Genomic DNA, 18,177 nt, shown 5'->3' on the forward strand with positions numbered 1-18,177 from the left:
TCATTCCCGACCGGCCCGGTTGGGGCGGCGGCCATGGTGGCTGGGGTCATGGTGGCTGGGGTCGCGGTGGCCGGGGCCGCCGTGCGGGCCGGCCACGGCGATGCCAGTGGTGGGCGCGGGAGCGGCCTGCGCTGCGGGAGCACCCCCGAAAAGCAGCGCGCCGGCGACCGCTCCCGCACCCATCGCGCTGGCGGCGGCGCCGCGTAGGGCTCGAGTGGAGATCGTCATCTTGGGCTCCTTCCGAAAGCCTGTCATCGAAACGTCTGCGCTTGCCAAGAACGCTACTGCGACGTTTTGCCGCAAACAAGATAATTCACGCTCTATTTTGCTGTGAATTAAGTTACAGCGTTTCGCTGAATTCGCTTCTGAGCCATTTCTGCATTTTCGCTTTTGTGAATTGCGTACCTCCGTGACTACTGATGGGTCGACGCATATTGGCTGCTCACAGGCGCTGTACTGATCTGCTGAGCCGATCTGCGTAGATCAGTACAACACCATTTGACCATTTCATGAGTTCCGCGAAATCGCAGCGGATGGCTGGTAGTAGTGGTGCCCGAAAAACGTTGAGGCCGGTGCTCAGCTAATTATCAATAACGATCCGCGGAGCGTTCCACCAGGCGTTTAGAGCACGCAAATATGCGCCGCGACAATCTGGCCCGGGCCGCCGCGGGCGCACGGACGACGCCGCGCGACGGCCGCGCTCCCGCGGCCCGGCGACGGGACTTCCGCGCATGGCGGTGAGAGAATCAGTATCAACTGACAATGATCGAGCGCTGATTTACTGATTGGCACTCACGGAGGAAGACCACCGAAGTGAACTTCAATACCGGCCACAGCGGGCCCGGCGCCGGATCGTTTCGCGCTCCCACACCCCCCGGCGACGCCGCGCCGACCGAACGCCTCACCAGCGTCCGCCAGCAGGGCGCGCCCCAACGCATCGTCAGCCAGCCGGCGCCCAGCCAGCAGGGCCGCGGTCAGCGGACGCGCCGAACCGTCGACCTGCCGGCGGCCACGCACCGGGCCCTCGACATCTGGCAGCGTGAGGCCGCCGACCGACTCGGCGTCGCCCGCGTCACCGGTCAGGAGGTGCTGACCGCGCTCATCGACCAGCTGCTGATCGATCCCAAGTTGACGGCCCAGATCACCCGAGCCATCAAGGACCGGCGCTGACGCCGGCGGGATCGGCTAGTCGATCTCCATCTCGCGCAGCTCGCGCTTGAGGATCTTGCCGGTGGGGTTGCGCGGCAGCTCGTCGAGGAAGATCACCTCGCGGGGCACCTTGTAGCGCGCCAGGTGGTCGCGCACGTAGTGCTTGATGGTGTCCTCGTCGAGGTCCGCGTCGTCCTTCTTGACCACGAACGCGCGCAGCCGGTGACCCCACTCTTTGTCCTCGACACCGATCGCGGTGGCTTCCACCACGTCGGGGTGCCCGGTGATCAGGTCCTCGACCTCGGCGGGGAACACGTTTTCGCCGCCCGAGACGATCATCTCGTCGTCACGCCCGCTGATGTAGAGCAGGCCGTGCTCGTCGAAGTAGCCGACGTCGCCCGAGGACAGCAACCCGTCGATGATCTGCTTCTTGCCGCCGCCGGTGTAGCCCTCGAACGGGAACGCGTTGCCGACGAAGATCCGCCCGACCTCGCCCTGCGGCAGCTCCTTGCCGTTGTCGTCGTAGATCTTGACCCGCACGCCCTTGACCACGGGCCCGACGGTCGACGAGTTGAACTCCAGGTGCTTGGGCTCGGCGATCGTCGCGAAGGCGATCTCGGTGGACCCGTACATGTTGTAGATCACCGGGCCGATGTCCTTGAGCGAGCGCTCGGCCAGGTCGGCGCCCAGCGCGGACCCCGACACGAACACGATCTTCAAGCTCGACAAGTCGGGCTTTTTGTCCATCTTTTCGATGGTGTCGAGGATCCGCGACAGCATCACCGGCACCACGACCATGGCCGTGACCTTGTACTTCTCGATGTCCTCGAGCACCAGCGGCGGCTTGAACTTGCGCCGCAACACCAGCGTCGAACCCAGGAACATCGCGATGGTGCCGTGCAGGTAGCCCAGCGCGTGGAACATCGGCGCCGGCAGCGAGGTGACCTCGCCGGCCTTGAACGGGACGTGCGACAAAATGCCGCCAACCGGGGCCAGCGTCGGCGGGGTGCTGCGGTTGGCGCCCTTCGGCGTGCCGGTGGTGCCGCTGGTCAGGATGATGATGGACGCGTGCCGAGTCGCCTTGGGTGCGGGCTCGGAACTGCTGCGCTCGATCAGGTCGGCAAGCGTCTCGTCGTCGCTGCCGGACGGCTCGTCGCTGTCCGGGTTGGTTGCCAGCGCGCGCAGCTTGCCCAACTCCGGCTCGGCCTTGCTGACCGCCTTGGTGTACTCGTCGTCGTAGATGATCAGCTTGGCGCCCTCCCGCTCGGACACCTCCTTAATCTGGGGGCCCGAAAACTCGCTGTTCAGCAGGATGATCCGGGCGCCGACCCGCGCCGCGCCGTAGTTGGCGATGAGGAACCAGCGGGTGTTGCGGGCCAGGATGGCGACGCCGTCTCCCCCCTTGACGCCCATCTCGAGCAACCCGTTGGCCACCGCGTGCGCCGCCTCGTCGAGTTCGCGGTAGCTGAACTCGCCGTCCTCGTCGATGCACGCCGCCTTGTCGGGGTGCCGCCTGGCGTTGAGCGCCGGCAGCATGCCGAACTCGCCCCACTTGTAGATGTCGGCCGCCATCGCCGCGTAGTTCTGCGGCGGCTCGATGCGGAATGCGCCCGACTCGAAGATTTTGCGGACGTAGTGCAGCTCGGCGGAGCCGCGCTCGACGTACTGCTGAACCTTCGATACGGCTTTGGCGGCCTGACCGGGCAGGCCAAGGAGATTAGGCATGAAATCCACCATATGTGACGTCCGTCTCAGCGCGGCCAGAAAGGTCTGGCGAATTACCATGAACCGCATGTCGCGTCCGGTCGAGATGGAGGTGGCCGGGCGCCAGGTCACCATCACTCATCCGGACAAGGTGATGTTCCCCCACGCGGCCTCGAACGAAACCACCGGGCGTCCCGCCGGTCCTTACACCAAGCTCGACCTCGTCCGTTACTACCTGTCCGTCGCCGACGGGGCGCTGCGCGGAGTCGCCGGCCGGCCCATGATCCTCAAGCGCTTCGTCAAGGGCATCACGCAGGAGGCCGTCTTCCAGAAGCGGGCGCCGCAGAACCGTCCCGAGTGGGTGGATGTCGCCGAATTACGTTACGCGCGAGGCACTTCCGCCGCCGAGGCGGTCATCCACGACGCCGCGGGGCTGGCGTGGGCGGTCAACCTGGGCTGCGTGGACCTCAACCCGCATCCGGTGCGCGCCGCCGACCTCGACCACCCCGACGAGCTTCGCATCGACCTCGACCCGATGCCCGGCGTCACGTGGCGGGGCATCGTGGACGTGGCGCAGGTGGCCCGCGAGGTGTTGGAGGACTACGGCCTGACCCCGTGGCCCAAGACCTCGGGGTCGAGGGGCTTTCACATCTACGCCCGGATCGCGCCGCGATGGGACTTCCGCCTGGTACGGCTGGCCGCGCAAACCGTGGCCCGCGAAGTGGAGCGCCGTGCACCCGAGGCCGCCACCAGTCGCTGGTGGAAGGAGGAGCGCGAGGGCGTCTTCGTCGACTTCAACCAGAACGCGAAGGATCGCACCGTGGCGTCGGCCTACTCGGTGCGGGCCACCCCCGACGCCCGGGTGTCGACGCCGTTGCGCTGGAACGAGGTGCCCGAGTGCCGGCCCGAGGCGTTCACCATCGACACCGTGCCCGCCCGGCTGGCCGACATCGGGGACCCGTGGGCCGGCATGGACTCCGCCGAAGCGGTGGGCGACCTCGACCGGCTGCTGATCCTCGCCGAGGAGATGGGTCCCCCGGAACGCGCGCCCAAGGGCGCCGGCACGGCCGGCGGCCGGCGCCAATCGACGATGCCGCTGATCGAGATCGCCCGCACCAAGACCAAGGCCGAGGCGATGGCGGCGCTGGACACCTGGCGGGCCCGCCACCCCGCCGCGGCCGCACGCCTGGAACCGGTGGACGTGTTGGTCGACGGCATGCGTGGGCCGAGTTCGATCTGGTACCGGATCCGGATCAATTTGCAGCACGTGCCGGCGGGTGAGCGGCCGGCGCAGGAGGACCTGATCGCCGACTACTCCCCGTGGGACGGGTACGGCGGCCGGCAGAAACCGCCGGGCTAGATGCCCGCGCGCGTGATCGCGTCGTGCTTGCGCAGGTAGCAGGCGTAGGTGACCACCAGCAGGGCCAGGAAGAAGCCGATGTAGAACCGCAACGCCGGCTCGATGCTGCCGAACTGCGACTTCGACCAGGCGTACGCCAGGGGCACGATGAACCCGCCGAAGGCGCCCACGGCAGAGATCATGCCGAGCGCACCGGCCGCCTGACGCCGCATCTGCACCATGGTCTCGGCGTCCCCACCGGCCAACTCGCCTTTGATCTTGAAGATCCGCGAAATCATCCGGTAGGTCGAGCCGTTGCCGATGCCGGTGGCGACGAACAGGAACATGAAGCTGGCGAAGAACACCGGCAGGTTCTTGGCGTTGACGGACCACAGCGCGGCCGCCGCGCCGAGGGCGAGCATCACGAAGCTGGCCGCGGTGATGCGGGCCCCGCCGATCCGGTCGGCCAGCTTCCCGCCCAGCGGACGCAGCACCGAGCCGATGCCCGCCCCGAGGAAGGCCCAGGTCAGGGCGATGTCACCGCGCCCGAACACCGTCTTGAGCAGCGTCGGGAACGCCGCGGAGTAACCGATGAAGGAACCGAAGGTGCCGATGTAGAGCAGTGACATGACCCAAGTGTCGCGGTGCCGCAGCGACTGCCACACCGGCTTCACGTCGGCCTTGGCCTCGCTCAGGTTGTTCATGAACAGGAAGGCGAGCACGGCGGCCACCACGGCCAGCGGCACGTAGAACAGGCCCGCGCGCGCCAGCGCGACGCCGCCGCCCGCGACGACGATGGCGGGGATGACCTTCTGCACCACCGCGACGCCGATGTTGCCGCCGGCGGCGTTGAGGCCCAGCGCCCAGCCCTTTTCGTTCTCCGGGTAGAAGAACGAGATGTTCGACATCGACGACGCGAAGTTGCCGCCGCCGAAGCCGGCCGTCGCCGCGATCACCACGAGCAGGCCGAACGGCATGTGGGGGTGATTCACCGCCCACGCCAGCAACAGGCACGGAATCAGCAGCAGGCTCGCCGAAATCGTCGTCCAGTTCCGTCCACCGAACACCGGCACCGCGAACGTGTACGGGAGCCGCAGCAACGCGCCGACACCGCTGGGCACGGCGACCAGGCACAGCGCCTGGCTGGGCGTCAGCGCCCACCCGGAGGCGGCCGCGTGAGCGGGGTGCCCGGGGACGCTGACGGCGGTCATGTGGACGACCACGATGCTCCACAGCATCCACACGCTGAAACCGATGTGCTCGGCGAAGATCGAGAAGATCAGGTTGCGCCGCGCGATCGGTTTTCCGGTGGTCTCCCAGAACGTCGGGTCTTCGGGCCGCCACTCGTCGATCCAGTGCCGCCCCGTGTGGCGCCCGCGCGGCGGCGCGGGCTGCAGGACGGGCGTGGTCGTCAGGGTCATCTGTCGGGGCTTTCTGTCGATCGAGGCGTGTGCAACGTGGCCGGAAAGACCAGGGACACCTCGGCGTGTGCACTGACCTCTCGACGGTAGGGACGCCCTGTTACCGGAGGTGGCGTGCGCAGTTACGGCCGCGATACGTCCAGATCGCAACGGCCAGAGGCCGTTTGTCAGATCTTTGCCACGGGCCCGAGCGGGCTCAACAGCGCGGCGGTGCGAGCGCGCGGCGGGGACGCGATACTCTCACGCGATGCGACAGGGTTGGGGTCGACGGGGATTCTTGCAGCTCGCAGGGGCTAGCGGGCTCGCCGCGATCGCCGGAACGACGGGCTTGGCGGCATGTTCCTCGCGGCAACCGGCAGCGAACAACGCCGGCGCCGGGTCGGTCACCATCACCCACCTCTTCGGTGAGACCGTCATCAAGGAGCCGCCCAAGCGCGTGGTCAGCGCCGGCTACACCGAGCAGGACGACCTGCTGGCCGTTGGTGTGGTCCCGGTCGCGGTGACCAACTGGTTCGGCGACCAGCCGTTCGCTGTGTGGCCGTGGGCCGCTCAGAAACTCGGCGGGGCGCAGCCGGTGGTGCTCAACCTGGACAACGGCATCCCCGTGGACCAGATCGCCGGACTCAAGCCGGACCTGATCGTGGCGATCAACGCCGGCCTGGACTCCGACACCTACCAGAAGCTGATCGCGATCGCCCCGACCATCGCGCAGTCGGGCGGCGACGCCTTCTTCGAGCCGTGGAAGGACCAGGCCAGCACCGTGGGACAGGCCGTCTTTCAGTCCGGCCAGATGAAATCGCTGATCGACGCCGTCGACCAGAAGTTCACCGAGATCGGCAAGAAGAACAGCCAGTGGACCGGCAAGAAGGCGTTGCTCCTGCAGGGCACGCTGTGGCAGGGCAGCGTCGTCGCGACGGCGGCGGGCTGGCGCACCGACTTCTTGAACCAGATGGGACTGGTCATCGCCGACAGCATCAAGCCGTTCGCCAATGGCCAGCGCGCCGTCATCCCCCGCGATCACATCAAGGCCGTGCTCGATTCGGCCGACGTGGTGATCTGGACGACCCAAAGTCCCGACGACCAAAAGGCGGTGCTGGCCGACCCCGAAGTGGCCGCGTCCAAGGCGACCGCGCAGAACCGGCACCTGTTCACCACCAAGGAGCAAGCGGGGGCCATCGCGTTCGCCTCGCCGTTGAGCTACCCGTTGGTCGCCGACCAGTTACCCCCGCTCATCGGCAAGATTCTGGGCTGAGGCGTGCCGCCGGGCCGCTGTGTGAGCGTTCGCTAAGGCAGCTCTGGCAGTGCTCGAAAATCCCGGGCCTGGGCCTCGCCCAGCCCCCGCGCGCGGGGTTACCGTCGAGTAATGAGCGTGACGGACGTGGCGAGCGACGTGCCCAAGCAGCTGCCCGGCGAGCTGGTGGGCAACACGGTTTTCGACTACGGCGACCAGGCGCTGATGCTGCAATGTGGAAGCACCGCAGAGGTTTTGGCGTGGACCGCCGCGTTGCGCAGCGCCGCGCTGCCCGGGGTGCTCGACGTGGTGCCGGCCGCCCGCACGGTGCTGGTCAAGCTGGCCGACGCCCGCCGGCAGGGGGCGATCCGGCAGCGGTTGCGCACGATGCACGTCGACGCCGCGTCGGCGTCAGCGCCGCCCACCGACGTCGACGTCGTGATCGACGTCGTCTACGACGGGCCGGACCTGGCCGCCGTCGCCGAGCACACCGGCTTGACCGTCGCGCAGGTGATCGAGGCGCACACCGCGATGCCGTGGCGAGTCGGTTTCAGCGGGTTCGCCCCGGGTTTCGCCTACCTCGTCGACGGCGATCCGCGCCTGCGGGTGCCGCGGCGGGCCGAGCCCCGCACCGCGGTGCCGGCCGGCTCGGTGGCCCTGGCGGGCGAATTCAGCGCCGTGTACCCGCGCCGCTCGCCGGGCGGTTGGCAACTCATCGGTCACACCGACGCGACGCTGTGGGATTTGGAACGACCCGACCCGGCGTTGCTGACGCAGGGCGGCTGGGTCCGGTTTCGGGCCATCTGAGCGAAGGGAACCGCCGTGCCCATCCTCGAAGTACTAAGTCCCGGGCCGTTCGCCGTTCTGCAGGACCTCGGCCGCCCCGGCTTGGCGCACCTCGGCGTCGGCCGTTCCGGAGCGGCCGACCGCGGCGCCCACCGGCTGGCCAATCGGCTGGTGGCCAACCCCGACGACCGCGCCACCGTCGAAGTGACCCTGGGCGGCTTCTCGGCGCGGGTCCGCGGCGGCGACGCCGACATCGCCGTCACCGGCGCCGACGGGGACCCCGCCGTCAACGGAATCAAGTTCGGCACCAACAGCATTCATCGCGTGCACGACGGACAGGTGATCACGCTCGGGGCGCCGCGATGGGGTGTGCGGAGCTACCTCGCCGTGCGCGGCGGCATCGACGTCGAGCCGGTCTTGGGCTCCCGCAGCCACGATGTGCTCTCGGCCATCGGCCCGGCGCCGCTGCGCGCCGGTGACCGGCTGCCGATCGGCGACCCCAGCGACGACTACCCCGAGCTGGACCAGGCGCCGGTGGCGGCGATCACCGGCGACGTGGTCGAGTTACTGGCCGTGCCCGGCCCACGCGACGGCTGGTTCGTGGAGCCCGACGCGCTGGTGCACACCGATTGGGTGGTCTCCGACCGCAGCGACCGGGTGGGGGCGCGGCTCGTCGGGCGACCGCTGCAGCACTGCTACCCGGACCGGCAGCTGCCCAGCGAGGGCACCACCCGCGGCGCTATCCAGGTGCCACCGAACGGCTTGCCCGTGATCTTGGGTCCCGATCATCCGGTCACCGGCGGCTACCCGGTCATCGGCGTCGTGATCGACCGGGACGTCGACAAGCTCGCCCAAGTGCGCCCCGGCCAGACCGTGCGACTGCACTGGGCGCGGCCCCGGGCGGCGACACCGGTGCCGTCGCACGCCGGCAGCGCCGGCGTGGGGTGAGCGGGCGCGCCAGCGCAGACGACAAGGCTGCATTATTTGGTTCAACCGAATGTATTGCAGCTCACAATAACTGCGCTTGCATTCGCCGAGTCACGCCCACTGCGAATTCGTCGTAGCAACCGCGGATCACGCCGTTGGGCACTCGTGACGGCGCTGACCAGGCATGTTGCCAACCCGTCAACTCGCTCAGGTTCCTTGCAGATAACTCGTAAACAACCCCCAGCCGTTTTCCGCAACGTCGAGTTGACCCGCCGACGTCGTAAGTGTGAATATCGAAATTGGCGGCGCGACAAGCCTCTTCACATGGCGGCCCGCACAATGTCCATCCAGGCGTCGCTGCCTGAGTCCATCCGGTTTTCCCCTGACGATGCCCGACGTCGCGCGCCGGACGACGTCGGGACGCGCGGACGACGGGTGGCGTGACGAGAGGAACAGGATGCGGGCCTACCAGGTGAGCGCCGACGGTGGTGTGAGAACTGTACGGCCACTGGCGTTTTGCTCGACGGTCTGTTCCGCATGACGCTCGCGCAGGCGCTTCGTGCCCAGCGGGCGGCCCGGGCCCGACGCATCGCGGACTGGAACCCCGAGGACGCGGCAGCCTGGGATGGCGGCAACAAGAGCATCGCGCGCCGCAACCTGTTGTGCACCATCGCGGGTGACCACGTGGCCTTCTCGATCTGGACCCTGTGGCCCGTCATGGCGTTGTTCATGCCGCAGTCCGTGTACGGCTTCTCCGCGGGCGACAAGCTGCTGCTCGGCGCCGTCGCCACCCTGGTCGGCGGAGCCGCCCGCATCGCCTACACGCTCGGAGTCGCGAAATTCGGCGGCCGCAACTGGACGACCTTCTCGGCCTTCGTGTTGCTGATTCCCACCGTCGGCACCATCGTGCTGCTGGCCAACCCCGGCCTGCCGCTGTGGCCTTTCGTATTGTGCGCCGCGCTGACCGGCCTGGGCGGCGGCAATTACGCGGCTTCGCTGGCCAACGTCAACGCGTTCTACCCGCAGCGGCTCAAGGGCGCGGCGATGGCCGTCAACGCCGGTGTCGCGAACCTCGGAGTCGCGGTCGTCCAGCTGGTCGGCCTGCTGGTGCTGGCCACCGCCGGGCACGAGGCGCCCTATTGGGTGTGTGCGGTGTACCTCGTGTTACTGGCCGTTGTCGGCGTCCTCGCGGCCGTGTTCATGGACAACATCGGTCACGGCACCGAGCTGACCACCATGCGCTCGATCCTGGCCGAGCGCGACACCTATGTGATCTCCCTGCTCTACATCGCCACCTTCGGCTCGTGGATTGGGTTTTCGTTCGCCTTCGGACAGGTCATGCAGGTCAACTTCATGGACAACGGGGAGAGCGCCAAGCACGCGGCCCTGCACGCCGCGCAACTGGCTTTCATCGGGCCGCTGCTGGGCTCCGTCGCGCGCATCTACGGCGGCAGGCTGGCCGATCGTCGGGGCGGCAGCCGCGTCACCCTGTGGGTGCTGGCCGGCATGACCGCGGCCGCCGGTCTGCTCGTCGCCATCGGCACCATCGACGATCACCACGCGGCCGCGCATTCGACCAGCATGGTCGGGTACGTCACCGGTTTCATGGTGCTGTTCGTGCTGTCCGGAATGGGCAACGGTTCGGTGTTCAAGCTGATCCCGTCGGTGTACGAGGCCCGCAGCCGCGCCCTGGCGCTGACCGACGACGCGCGCCGGCAGTGGGCACGAGCGAAGTCGGGCGCGTTGATCGGCATCTGCTCCGCGGTGGGCGCACTCGGCGGCGTCGGAATAAACTTGGCGCTACGCCAGTCGTATTTGAGCACGGGCACTGAGACGTCGGCCTACTGGGCGTTCTTGGCGTCCTACGTGGTGTCGGCGTACCTGACCTGGAAGGTATACGTGCGGCGGCCCGCGGTGGCGCAGTTGCCAAGCGCGGCGCCGGAAGTCGAACCGGCACAGGTGTGAGCGGATTCGCAATGAGAGCAATGACGCAGCAATTACTCGGTAACGCAACGGAAACGTCACAGGCATACACAGTTCATATGGCCCCACAACTGGCCCCGCCCGACTCGGCGCCGCTGACCGGCTACCGGATCGCCGTGACGTCGGCGAACCGCGCCGAGGAGTTGTCCGCGCTGCTGCGCCGTAACGGCGCGGAGGTCTTCAGCGCCGCGGCCATCAACATCATCGCGCTGCCCGACGACGACGAGTTGCAGAGCCACACCGAAGCGGTGATCGCACAGCCGCCCGATATCTTGGTCGCGCACACCGGAATCGGCTTCCGGGGCTGGATCGCGGCGGCCGACGGGTGGGGTCTGGCCACGCAGCTGCTGGCGTCGCTGGGCGAGTCGCGGATCGTGGCGCGGGGTCCCAAAGCGACCGGGGCGCTGCGCGCCACGGGCCTGCACGAGGAATGGTCACCGAAGTCCGAGTCATCGCGCGAGGTCCTCAATTACCTGCTCGACTCGGGAGTGGCCGGCAAGCGCATCGCCGTGCAATTGCACGGCGCCGCCGACGGCTGGGATCCGTTCCCGGAGTTCATCGAAGGCCTGCGCGCGGCCGGCGCCGAAGTGATGCCCATCCACGTGTACCGCTGGAAGCCGGCGCCGCCAGGCGGCGACTTTGACCAACTCGTCGCCTCCATTGCCCGGCGCCAGTTCGACGCGGTGACCTTCACGTCCGCCCCCGCCGGAGCGGCCGTCCTCGAGCGCAGCCGCGAGCTGGGAATCGAAGACCGCCTCCTGCAAGCGCTTCGCACCGACGTCCACGCGATGTGCGTCGGCCCGGTGACCTCCCAGCCGTTGGTGCGCGCCGGCATCCCGACGTCATCGCCGGAACGAATGCGGTTGGGCGCGTTGGCCAGACACATCGCCCAGGAGCTGCCGCCGCGGCGGTCGTGCACCGTCAACGCGGCCGGCCACGAGCTCGAGATCCGCGGGACCTGCGTGCTGGTGGACGGATCGGTCAAGGCGCTGTCCGGCTCCGGCATGGCGACGCTGCGGGCGCTCGCGCAGCGACCCGGCGACGTGGTGGCCCGCAACGACCTGCTCCGGGTGCTACCCGGCAACAGCAACGACCCGCACGCCGTGGACACTGCGGTGCTGCGGTTGCGGACGGCGTTGGGCGACAAGAACATCGTGGCGACCGTCGTCAAGCGTGGCTACCGGTTGGCCGTCGACGACCTGGGGGGTGCACCATGGCGCTGATTCTCGCCGCGCACGGCACCCGCCGCCCCGGCGGTGTCGCGATGATGGAAGGGCTTGCGACGCAGGTCGGTTCGTTGCTCGGCCGCGACGTCCACGTCTGCTTCGTCGACGTGCTGGGTCCGGACCCCAGCCAGGTGCTCGGCTCCGTGCGGAACAGCGGCGGCCCCGCCATTGTCGTACCGGCGTTTCTGTCCCGCGGCTACCACGTGCGCACCGACCTGCCCGCCCATGTCGAGGCGAGCCGGCACCCGAACGTCGTCGTCACTCCCGCCTTGGGGCCCAGCGGACAGATCGCGCGCATCGTCAGCGATAAGCTTGTCGAATCCGGTTGGCGCCCAGGCGATTCGGTGGTGCTCGCGGCGGCCGGAACGTCGGACGACATGGCGCGGGCCGACCTGCACACCACCGCCACGCTGCTTTCGGCGCTGACCGGCACGCGCGTCAGCCTGGGCTTCGTCGCCACCGGTGAGCCGACGGTCGCCGACGCGGTTCGCGCGGCCCGCGCGCAGGCCCGGCGCCACGGCGGGCGCGTCGCGGTCGCCTCCTACCTGCTGGCCGACGGGCTGTTTCAGCAGCGGCTGCGCGACTGCGGCGCGGATCTGGTCAGCGAGCCGCTGAGCACCCACCCCGGGCTGGCGAGGCTCGTCGCGAGCCGCTTTCGCCGCGCCATGCCGCCCGCCCTCGCCCCGACGGCCCGGCACGCGTCCGGGCAGCCGCGCCGCGCGGTCGCTTGATCTTTGCCGCGATAGCGGCGATCCTGGCACCATGCCGCGCCGCGAAGAGCCGTCGCACGGGCTCTTGGACCCCGTCGCCAAGATGCTGCGGTTGCCGTTCGGCACACCGGAATTCATCGACCGCATGGTCACCGGGGGCGTCAATCAGGTGGGCCGCCGCACGCTGCGGACGCTGATCACCACCTGGGACGCCGCCGGTGGCGGCCCGTTCGCCGCCAGCGCGATCGCCTCCACCGGCATGGCCAAGACCGCCGAAGTCGTGCAGAACATGTTCATCGGTCCGGTGTTCGGCCCGCTGCTGAAGATCTTGGGCGCCGACAAGGTCGCGATGCGGGCATCGCTGTGCGCCTCGCAGCTGGTCGGCCTGGGCATCATGCGCTACGGCATCCGCTCGGAGCCACTGCACTCGATGTCGGTGGACCAGATCGTCGACGCCATCGGGCCGACGATGCAGCGCTACCTGGTCGGCGACATCACCCGCTAACGGGCGACGCGGCCGACCTGCACCAGGCCGTCGGCCGTGACCCGCGCGGGGTACACCGGCACCGAGTAGCTCGGATCGTCAAGGCACTCACCGTCTTCCAGCGAGAACGCCTGCTTCAGAATCGGCGACTGGACCGCGATCCGGCCACCCCGGTCGCCGACGATCCCACGGGAGAGCACCGCCGCACCCGAGAACGGGTCGACGTTGCCGATGGCGTACACCGAGCCGTCGTCCAGCCGGAACAGCGCCGCCTGGGCGCCGTCGTCGAGCAGCACACCGACGCCGCGGCCCGGGATCAGCCGGTCGTAGGCGCAGGCGGTCGTCCACACCTGAATGTCGTTGAGGAGCGTCATGTTTCCTTCCGATTCAGTGGCGCGGCTCGTCGATCACGGCGACGCCTTGGTTCGTGTCGCCGGCGGCGGACTGCGCTCGGATCTTCGGCATGCCGATGGACACGGGGATCTTGCGCCCGGCATGCTCGGTGAAGGTCACCGTCGGGTCGACGGCGTCCGGGGCGTTGACGAAGGACACGAACCGCGACAGCTTGTCCGGGTCTTCGAGCACGCCCTTCCACTCGCACTTGTAGTTGTCGACGTGCCGCTCCATGGCCGCCTCGAATTCCGCGGCCAGGCCCAACGAGTCCTCGCACACGACCTCACGCACGTGGTCCAGGCCGCCTTCCAACGAGTCGACCCACGGCGCGGTGCGCTGCAGCCGGTCCGCGGTGCGGATGTAGTACATGAGGAACCGGTCGACGTAGCGGACCAACGTCTCGGTGTCGAGGTCGCTGGCCAGCAGTTGGGCGTGCTTGGGCGTCATGCCGCCGTTGCCGCCGACGTAAAGGTTCCAGCCCTTCTCGGTGGCGATGACACCGACGTCCTTGCCGCGGGCCTCGGCGCATTCGCGCGCGCACCCCGAGACGCCCATCTTGATCTTGTGCGGAGCCCGCAACCCGCGGTAGCGCAGCTCCAAATCGATGGCCAACTGCACCGAATCCTGCTGCCCGTAGCGGCACCAGTCGGTGCCAACGCAGCTCTTCACCGTGCGCAGCGACTTGCCGTAGGCGTGGCCGGACTCCATGCCGCCGTCGACCAGCCGCTTCCAGATCTCCGGCAGCTGGTCCACCCGGGCGCCGAACATGTCGATCCGCTGCCCGCCGGTGATCTTTGTGTACAGGCCGAAGTCCTGGGCGATCTGGCCGATCAGCACCAGGTGTTCGGGTTTGATGTCACCGCCCGGCACCCGCGGCACCACCGAGTAGCTGCCGTTCTTCTGGATGTTGGCCAGGAAGTGGTCGTTGGAGTCCTGCAGCGCGGCCTGCTCGCCCTCCAGGATGTGGTCGGAGCCGGTCGACGCCAGGATCGACGCGACCACCGGCTTGCAGATGTCGCAGCCCCTGCCGCGGCCGAAGCGCTCCAGCAGGCCGGAGAAGGTGCGGATCTCGGTGGCCGAGATGATCTCGAACAGCTCGGCCCGCGACTGGCTGAAGTGCTCGCACAGCGCCTTGGACTGCTCCACGCCCTCGGCCTCGAGCAGCTGCTTGAGCAGCGGCACGCAGGACCCGCACGAGGTTCCGGCCGCGGTGCACGACTTCAGCGCGGGCACGTCGGCGCAGCCGTCGGCGATCGCGCACTTCAGGTCGCCCTTGGTGACGTTGTTGCACGAGCAGATCTGCGCCGAGTCCGGCAGCGCCCCAACACCGAGCGCCGGGGCCTCACCGGAGGCGGGCGCGATGAGCGCGAGCGGGTCCCCCGGCAGCTCGCTGCCGACCATGGGCCGCAGCACGCCGTACGACGAGGCGTCACCCACCAGCACGCCGCCCAGCAGGGTCTTGGCGTCGTCGGAGAGCACCAGCTTGGCGTAGGTCCGGTTGACCGCATCGTTGATCGCGACCTCGAGGCAGTTCTCGGTGCTTCCCATGGCGTCACCGAAGCTCGCGACGTCGACGCCGAGCAGCTTCAGCTTCGTCGACAGATCGGCCTCGCCAAATTCCGCGACGCCGTCCAGCAACCGGTCGGCAACCACTTCGGCCGACGTGTAGCCCGGGCCGACCAGGCCGTAGCAGCGCCCGCCGATCGCGGCGACCTCACCGATCGCGTAAATGTCGGGATCGCTTGTCCGGCAAGCCAAGTCGGTCATGACGCCGCCACGCTCGCCGAGCTCCAGGCCCGCGGCCCTGGCGATCTCGTCGCGGGGGCGGACGCCGGCGGCAAAGATCACCACGCCGGCGTGCACCACCTCACCGTCGCTGAGCCGCACCCGCACCGACACGGTGCCGTCGTCGTGCTCGACGGGTTCGATCGCCTCGGTCCCGGTGCCGACGTGCACCTCGATGCCCAGGTCGCCGACCATCCTGGCCAGCAGCGCGCCGCCGGCCTCGTCGATCTGCTGGGCCATCAGGCGGGGCATCATCTCGACGACGTGGGTCCGTAAGCCGAACTGACGCAACGCGTTCGCGGCCTCCAGACCCAACAGGCCGCCGCCGATCACGACGCCGGCGGCGGCGTGCGAGGTCTGCGCCGCCCGCTGTGCGTCGGTGCGGATGGCGTCGAGGTCGTCGAGCGTCCGGTAGACGTGACACGCGGCCAGGTCGTGACCGGGCACCGGCGGGACGAAGGCGTAGGACCCCGTCGCCAGCACCAGCGCGTCGTAGTCGTGCCGCTGACCGTCGGCGGTCACGACCGACTTTGTCCCGCGGTCAATTTCAATCACCCGCTGGTTCAGGACCAGCCGAACTCGCTCGTCACCGTCGTAGTCGTTGCCGGGCAGCGCCAGCAGCGTGCGGTCCCAGCTCTCGGTGTAGGACGTCAATCCGACGCGGTCGTAGGCCGCGTCGGCCTCCTCGGCGAAAACCGTGATGCGCCACAATCCCTCGGTGTCACGGGCGCGCAGGGCCTCCACGAATCGATGCCCCACCATGCCATGACCAACTACGATGATGTGACGAGGCGCACAGTGCGCGCGCGAAATCCCGTCTGCAGCCATGGCTTTGAGGGTAGCGGCGGGAAATTACGGTCACTTCGCACAATGTGACCGACCTATGACGAGGATCTCACACTTCACAGCCAACCTTGTGAATATTCGTTCGCCGCGGGCGAACGCCGAGGTGGAACTTAAGCGTGGTCGGCTCATGTTTGTAGATGTAGCGGATCGACACCGCGTCGGTCACAGCCAACTCACACGCAAGCGTAAGGAGATCGTCATGAGCAGTCTCGCACTGTGGTCGCGTCCGGCCTGGGACACCGACCGGTGGTTGCGCGATGTCTTCGGCCCGGCCGCGGACTGGAACAAGCCCGTCGCGAACGGGTTCAGCCCGGCGGCAGACGTCATTCGCGACGGCGACGACGCCGTCGTGCGGCTGGAGCTGCCCGGCGTCGACGTCGAGAAGGACGTCACCGTCGAGGTCGACTCGAGCCACGGGGCAACCCGACTGGTGGTTCACGGTGAGCACCGCGACGAGCACGCGGAGGAGGCGAGCGGCCGCACGCTGCGGGAGATCCGGTACGGATCGTTCCGCCGGTCGTTCCGGTTGCCGGCCCACGTCACCGGCGACGCCGTCACCGCGTCGTACGACGCCGGGGTGCTGACCGTACGGGTCGCCAGCGCCTACGCCGGGCAGCAGGCCCAGCGGATCGCCATCACGAAGTAAGAGCCGGGAGCCGAGCCCGGCGCAGCGCGGCGCTGCGCCGGGCTTTCGGCTGTCGAAACACCAGGCCCGTCGCCGGCTCGGTCGCCCGCCGGGCCGCCGCAGGGCGTGACACGCGTCTTTCCGGGGGTTTGCCGCGACGGGTGGTTCCGCGGCGCCCGCGCCCGCACACCCGGCGTCGGCGACGTGCCGACCGGCTTTGCTCCTCGCACGGTTGCACGTGACCTGGCCCACACAACGCGGGCGACATGGTTAGTATCGAGGCAGCCGTGTGATCCATGACACTGTTACCGCGAGGAGACCGACGTTGACCACCACTACTGAACTCGCCGAGCTGCACGACCTCATCGGCGGCCTGCGGCGGTGTGTGACCTCGTTGCGGTCGCGCTACGGCGACAGCCCGGCGATGCGCCGCATCGTGATCGACGCCGACCGCATCCTCAGCGACGTCCAGCTGCTCGACACCGATGTCTCCGAACTGGACCTGGCGCGCGCCACCGTGCAGCAATCCGGCGACAAGATCTCCATCCCCGACACCCCGTACGACAGCGCCTTCTGGCGCGACGTCGACGACGAAGGTGTCGGGGGTCACAACCGGGCCTGATAAGCGGCCGGCAACACAAGCCCCCCGCCCGCGGGGGCGTCCTATCTGTGTAACCTTCGACCTACAGCCCGTTCGAAGAGGAACACATCACATGAGCTCACCCGCGGCGAACCGTCCTGCGTCCGGTGTCTTTTCACCGACGCGCGCCCGCATTCCGCAACGCACCCTCCGCACCGACCGGTGGTGGATGTCGCCGTTGCGTATCGACCTCGGCTTCGCCGCGTTCCTCATTTACGCGACGGTCCGCGCATTCCAGCAGAACTACTTCTTCGTCCCGAAATACCACTACCTGACGCCGTTCTACTCGCCGTGCGTCAGCAAGGGCTGCGGTGAGGCGGGCGACATCTGGCCGCAGTTCCTCCCGGACGTCTGGTGGCTGCCGTACGCGGCGCTGTCGCTGCCGTTCCTGCTGCTGTTCCGCCTGACCTGCTATTACTACCGCGGCGCCTACTACCGCACCGTTTGGCAGTCGCCAAGCGCGTGCGCGGTCGCCGAACCGCGCGAGCACTACACGGGCGAGACCCGATTTCCGCTGATCGTGCAAAACACCCACCGATACTTCTTCTACATCGCCGGCATCATCTCGGTGATCAACACCTACGACGCGATCGTCGCGTTCCATTCCGACAGCGGGCCGGGCGGATTCGGCTTCGGCCTGGGCAATCTGATCCTGCTGGGCAACGTCATCATGCTGTGGATCTACACCCTGTCCTGCCACTCCTGCCGGCACGTCACCGGCGGCCGGCTCAAGCACTTCTCCAAGCACCCTGTGCGGTATTGGATTTGGACGCAGGTCAGCGTCATCAACACCCGACACAAACTGTTCGCGTGGATCACGCTGGGCACCTTGATGCTCACCGACTTCTACGTCGCGCTGGTGGCCAGCGGCACCATCTCCGACCTGAGATTCGTTGGCTGACAAGCCAATTCATGCATCACCAAATAT

The 18,177-nt window shown here is 68.3% G+C and carries 17 protein-coding genes; 12 read left to right on the forward strand and 5 right to left on the reverse strand.

What is annotated here, in order from left to right; genetic code table 11:
- Window positions 1-228 (reverse strand): hypothetical protein, encoded by a 228-nt coding sequence (locus A5714_RS25805; protein WP_156747133.1) that lies wholly within the window; start codon window positions 226-228, stop codon window positions 1-3.
- Window positions 229-813: 585 nt separating this feature from the next.
- On the opposite strand from A5714_RS25805, the gene A5714_RS01925 reads away from it, so the two are divergent.
- Entirely contained in the window at window positions 814-1,170 is a 357-nt protein-coding gene (locus tag A5714_RS01925; protein WP_068282207.1) for an ATPase, read from the forward strand.
- Window positions 1,171-1,185: 15 nt separating this feature from the next.
- Here A5714_RS01925 and fadD2 read toward each other — a convergent pair whose 3' ends face one another.
- Window positions 1,186-2,874 carry a long-chain-fatty-acid--CoA ligase FadD2 gene (gene fadD2, locus A5714_RS01930; RefSeq protein WP_068070285.1) on the reverse strand — a complete coding sequence of 563 codons (1,689 nt, stop codon included), beginning with the start codon at window positions 2,872-2,874 and terminating at the stop codon, window positions 1,186-1,188.
- A gap of 58 nt (window positions 2,875-2,932) precedes the next feature.
- On the opposite strand from fadD2, the gene A5714_RS01935 reads away from it, so the two are divergent.
- Window positions 2,933-4,213: a DNA polymerase domain-containing protein gene (locus A5714_RS01935; protein WP_068282208.1), complete on the forward strand. Its 1,281-nt coding sequence runs from the start codon at window positions 2,933-2,935 to the stop codon at window positions 4,211-4,213.
- On the opposite strand, the gene A5714_RS01940 is transcribed toward A5714_RS01935, so the two are convergent.
- Window positions 4,210-5,613: a NarK family nitrate/nitrite MFS transporter gene (locus A5714_RS01940; protein WP_068070255.1), complete on the reverse strand. Its 1,404-nt coding sequence runs from the start codon at window positions 5,611-5,613 to the stop codon at window positions 4,210-4,212. The two genes, A5714_RS01935 and A5714_RS01940, sit on opposite strands and share 4 nt — an antisense overlap.
- Before the next feature lie 247 nt (window positions 5,614-5,860).
- On the opposite strand from A5714_RS01940, the gene A5714_RS01945 reads away from it, so the two are divergent.
- From A5714_RS01945 to A5714_RS01975, 7 genes are all read left to right on the forward strand, one after another.
- Entirely contained in the window at window positions 5,861-6,865 is a 1,005-nt protein-coding gene (locus tag A5714_RS01945) for an ABC transporter substrate-binding protein (protein ID WP_068282210.1), read from the forward strand.
- A gap of 111 nt (window positions 6,866-6,976) precedes the next feature.
- Window positions 6,977-7,651, forward strand: a complete 675-nt coding sequence (locus A5714_RS01950) for an allophanate hydrolase subunit 1 (protein WP_068282213.1) — start codon at window positions 6,977-6,979, stop codon at window positions 7,649-7,651.
- A 15-nt stretch (window positions 7,652-7,666) separates the two neighbouring features.
- A complete protein-coding gene (locus A5714_RS01955; RefSeq protein ID WP_068282216.1) occupies window positions 7,667-8,578 on the forward strand; it encodes a biotin-dependent carboxyltransferase family protein in 912 nt (303 codons plus the stop codon).
- A 516-nt stretch (window positions 8,579-9,094) separates the two neighbouring features.
- On the forward strand, window positions 9,095-10,522 hold the full coding sequence (locus A5714_RS01960) for an MFS transporter (RefSeq protein ID WP_068282295.1): 1,428 nt from the start codon (window positions 9,095-9,097) through the stop codon (window positions 10,520-10,522).
- An 89-nt stretch (window positions 10,523-10,611) separates the two neighbouring features.
- The gene (locus A5714_RS01965; RefSeq protein ID WP_156747136.1) at window positions 10,612-11,763 is read left to right on the forward strand and encodes a uroporphyrinogen-III synthase; all 1,152 of its coding nucleotides are present in this window, start codon (window positions 10,612-10,614) and stop codon (window positions 11,761-11,763) included.
- Window positions 11,754-12,497 carry a sirohydrochlorin chelatase gene (locus A5714_RS01970; RefSeq protein ID WP_068204517.1) on the forward strand — a complete coding sequence of 248 codons (744 nt, stop codon included), beginning with the start codon at window positions 11,754-11,756 and terminating at the stop codon, window positions 12,495-12,497. The genes A5714_RS01965 and A5714_RS01970 overlap by 10 nt, the downstream gene beginning before the upstream one ends.
- 31 nt (window positions 12,498-12,528) lie before the next feature.
- A complete protein-coding gene (locus tag A5714_RS01975) occupies window positions 12,529-12,981 on the forward strand; it encodes a hypothetical protein (RefSeq protein ID WP_068070261.1) in 453 nt (150 codons plus the stop codon).
- Here A5714_RS01975 and nirD read toward each other — a convergent pair.
- Both nirD and nirB read right to left on the reverse strand, forming a co-directional pair.
- Window positions 12,978-13,334, reverse strand: a complete 357-nt coding sequence (gene nirD / locus A5714_RS01980) for a nitrite reductase small subunit NirD (protein WP_068282224.1) — start codon at window positions 13,332-13,334, stop codon at window positions 12,978-12,980. The genes A5714_RS01975 and nirD overlap by 4 nt on opposite strands.
- 13 nt (window positions 13,335-13,347) lie before the next feature.
- Window positions 13,348-15,966 carry a nitrite reductase large subunit NirB gene (nirB, locus tag A5714_RS01985; protein ID WP_082959526.1) on the reverse strand — a complete coding sequence of 873 codons (2,619 nt, stop codon included), beginning with the start codon at window positions 15,964-15,966 and terminating at the stop codon, window positions 13,348-13,350.
- Window positions 15,967-16,183: 217 nt separating this feature from the next.
- Between nirB and A5714_RS01990 the strand changes: the two genes are divergently transcribed.
- The 3 genes from A5714_RS01990 (at window position 16,184) to A5714_RS02000 (ending at window position 18,150) form a co-directional block, all read left to right on the forward strand.
- Window positions 16,184-16,630: an Hsp20/alpha crystallin family protein gene (locus A5714_RS01990; RefSeq protein ID WP_068282230.1), complete on the forward strand. Its 447-nt coding sequence runs from the start codon at window positions 16,184-16,186 to the stop codon at window positions 16,628-16,630.
- Window positions 16,631-16,934: 304 nt separating this feature from the next.
- Complete coding sequence (locus A5714_RS01995; RefSeq protein WP_068070265.1) at window positions 16,935-17,231, forward strand: hypothetical protein; 297 nt, start codon at window positions 16,935-16,937, stop codon at window positions 17,229-17,231.
- 91 nt (window positions 17,232-17,322) lie between these two features.
- The gene (locus A5714_RS02000; RefSeq protein ID WP_068282233.1) at window positions 17,323-18,150 is read left to right on the forward strand and encodes a hypothetical protein; all 828 of its coding nucleotides are present in this window, start codon (window positions 17,323-17,325) and stop codon (window positions 18,148-18,150) included.
- Window positions 18,151-18,177 lie beyond the last annotated feature (27 nt).

The organism is Mycobacterium sp. E2462, assembly GCF_001672685.1.
Taxonomy (GTDB): domain Bacteria; phylum Actinomycetota; class Actinomycetes; order Mycobacteriales; family Mycobacteriaceae; genus Mycobacterium.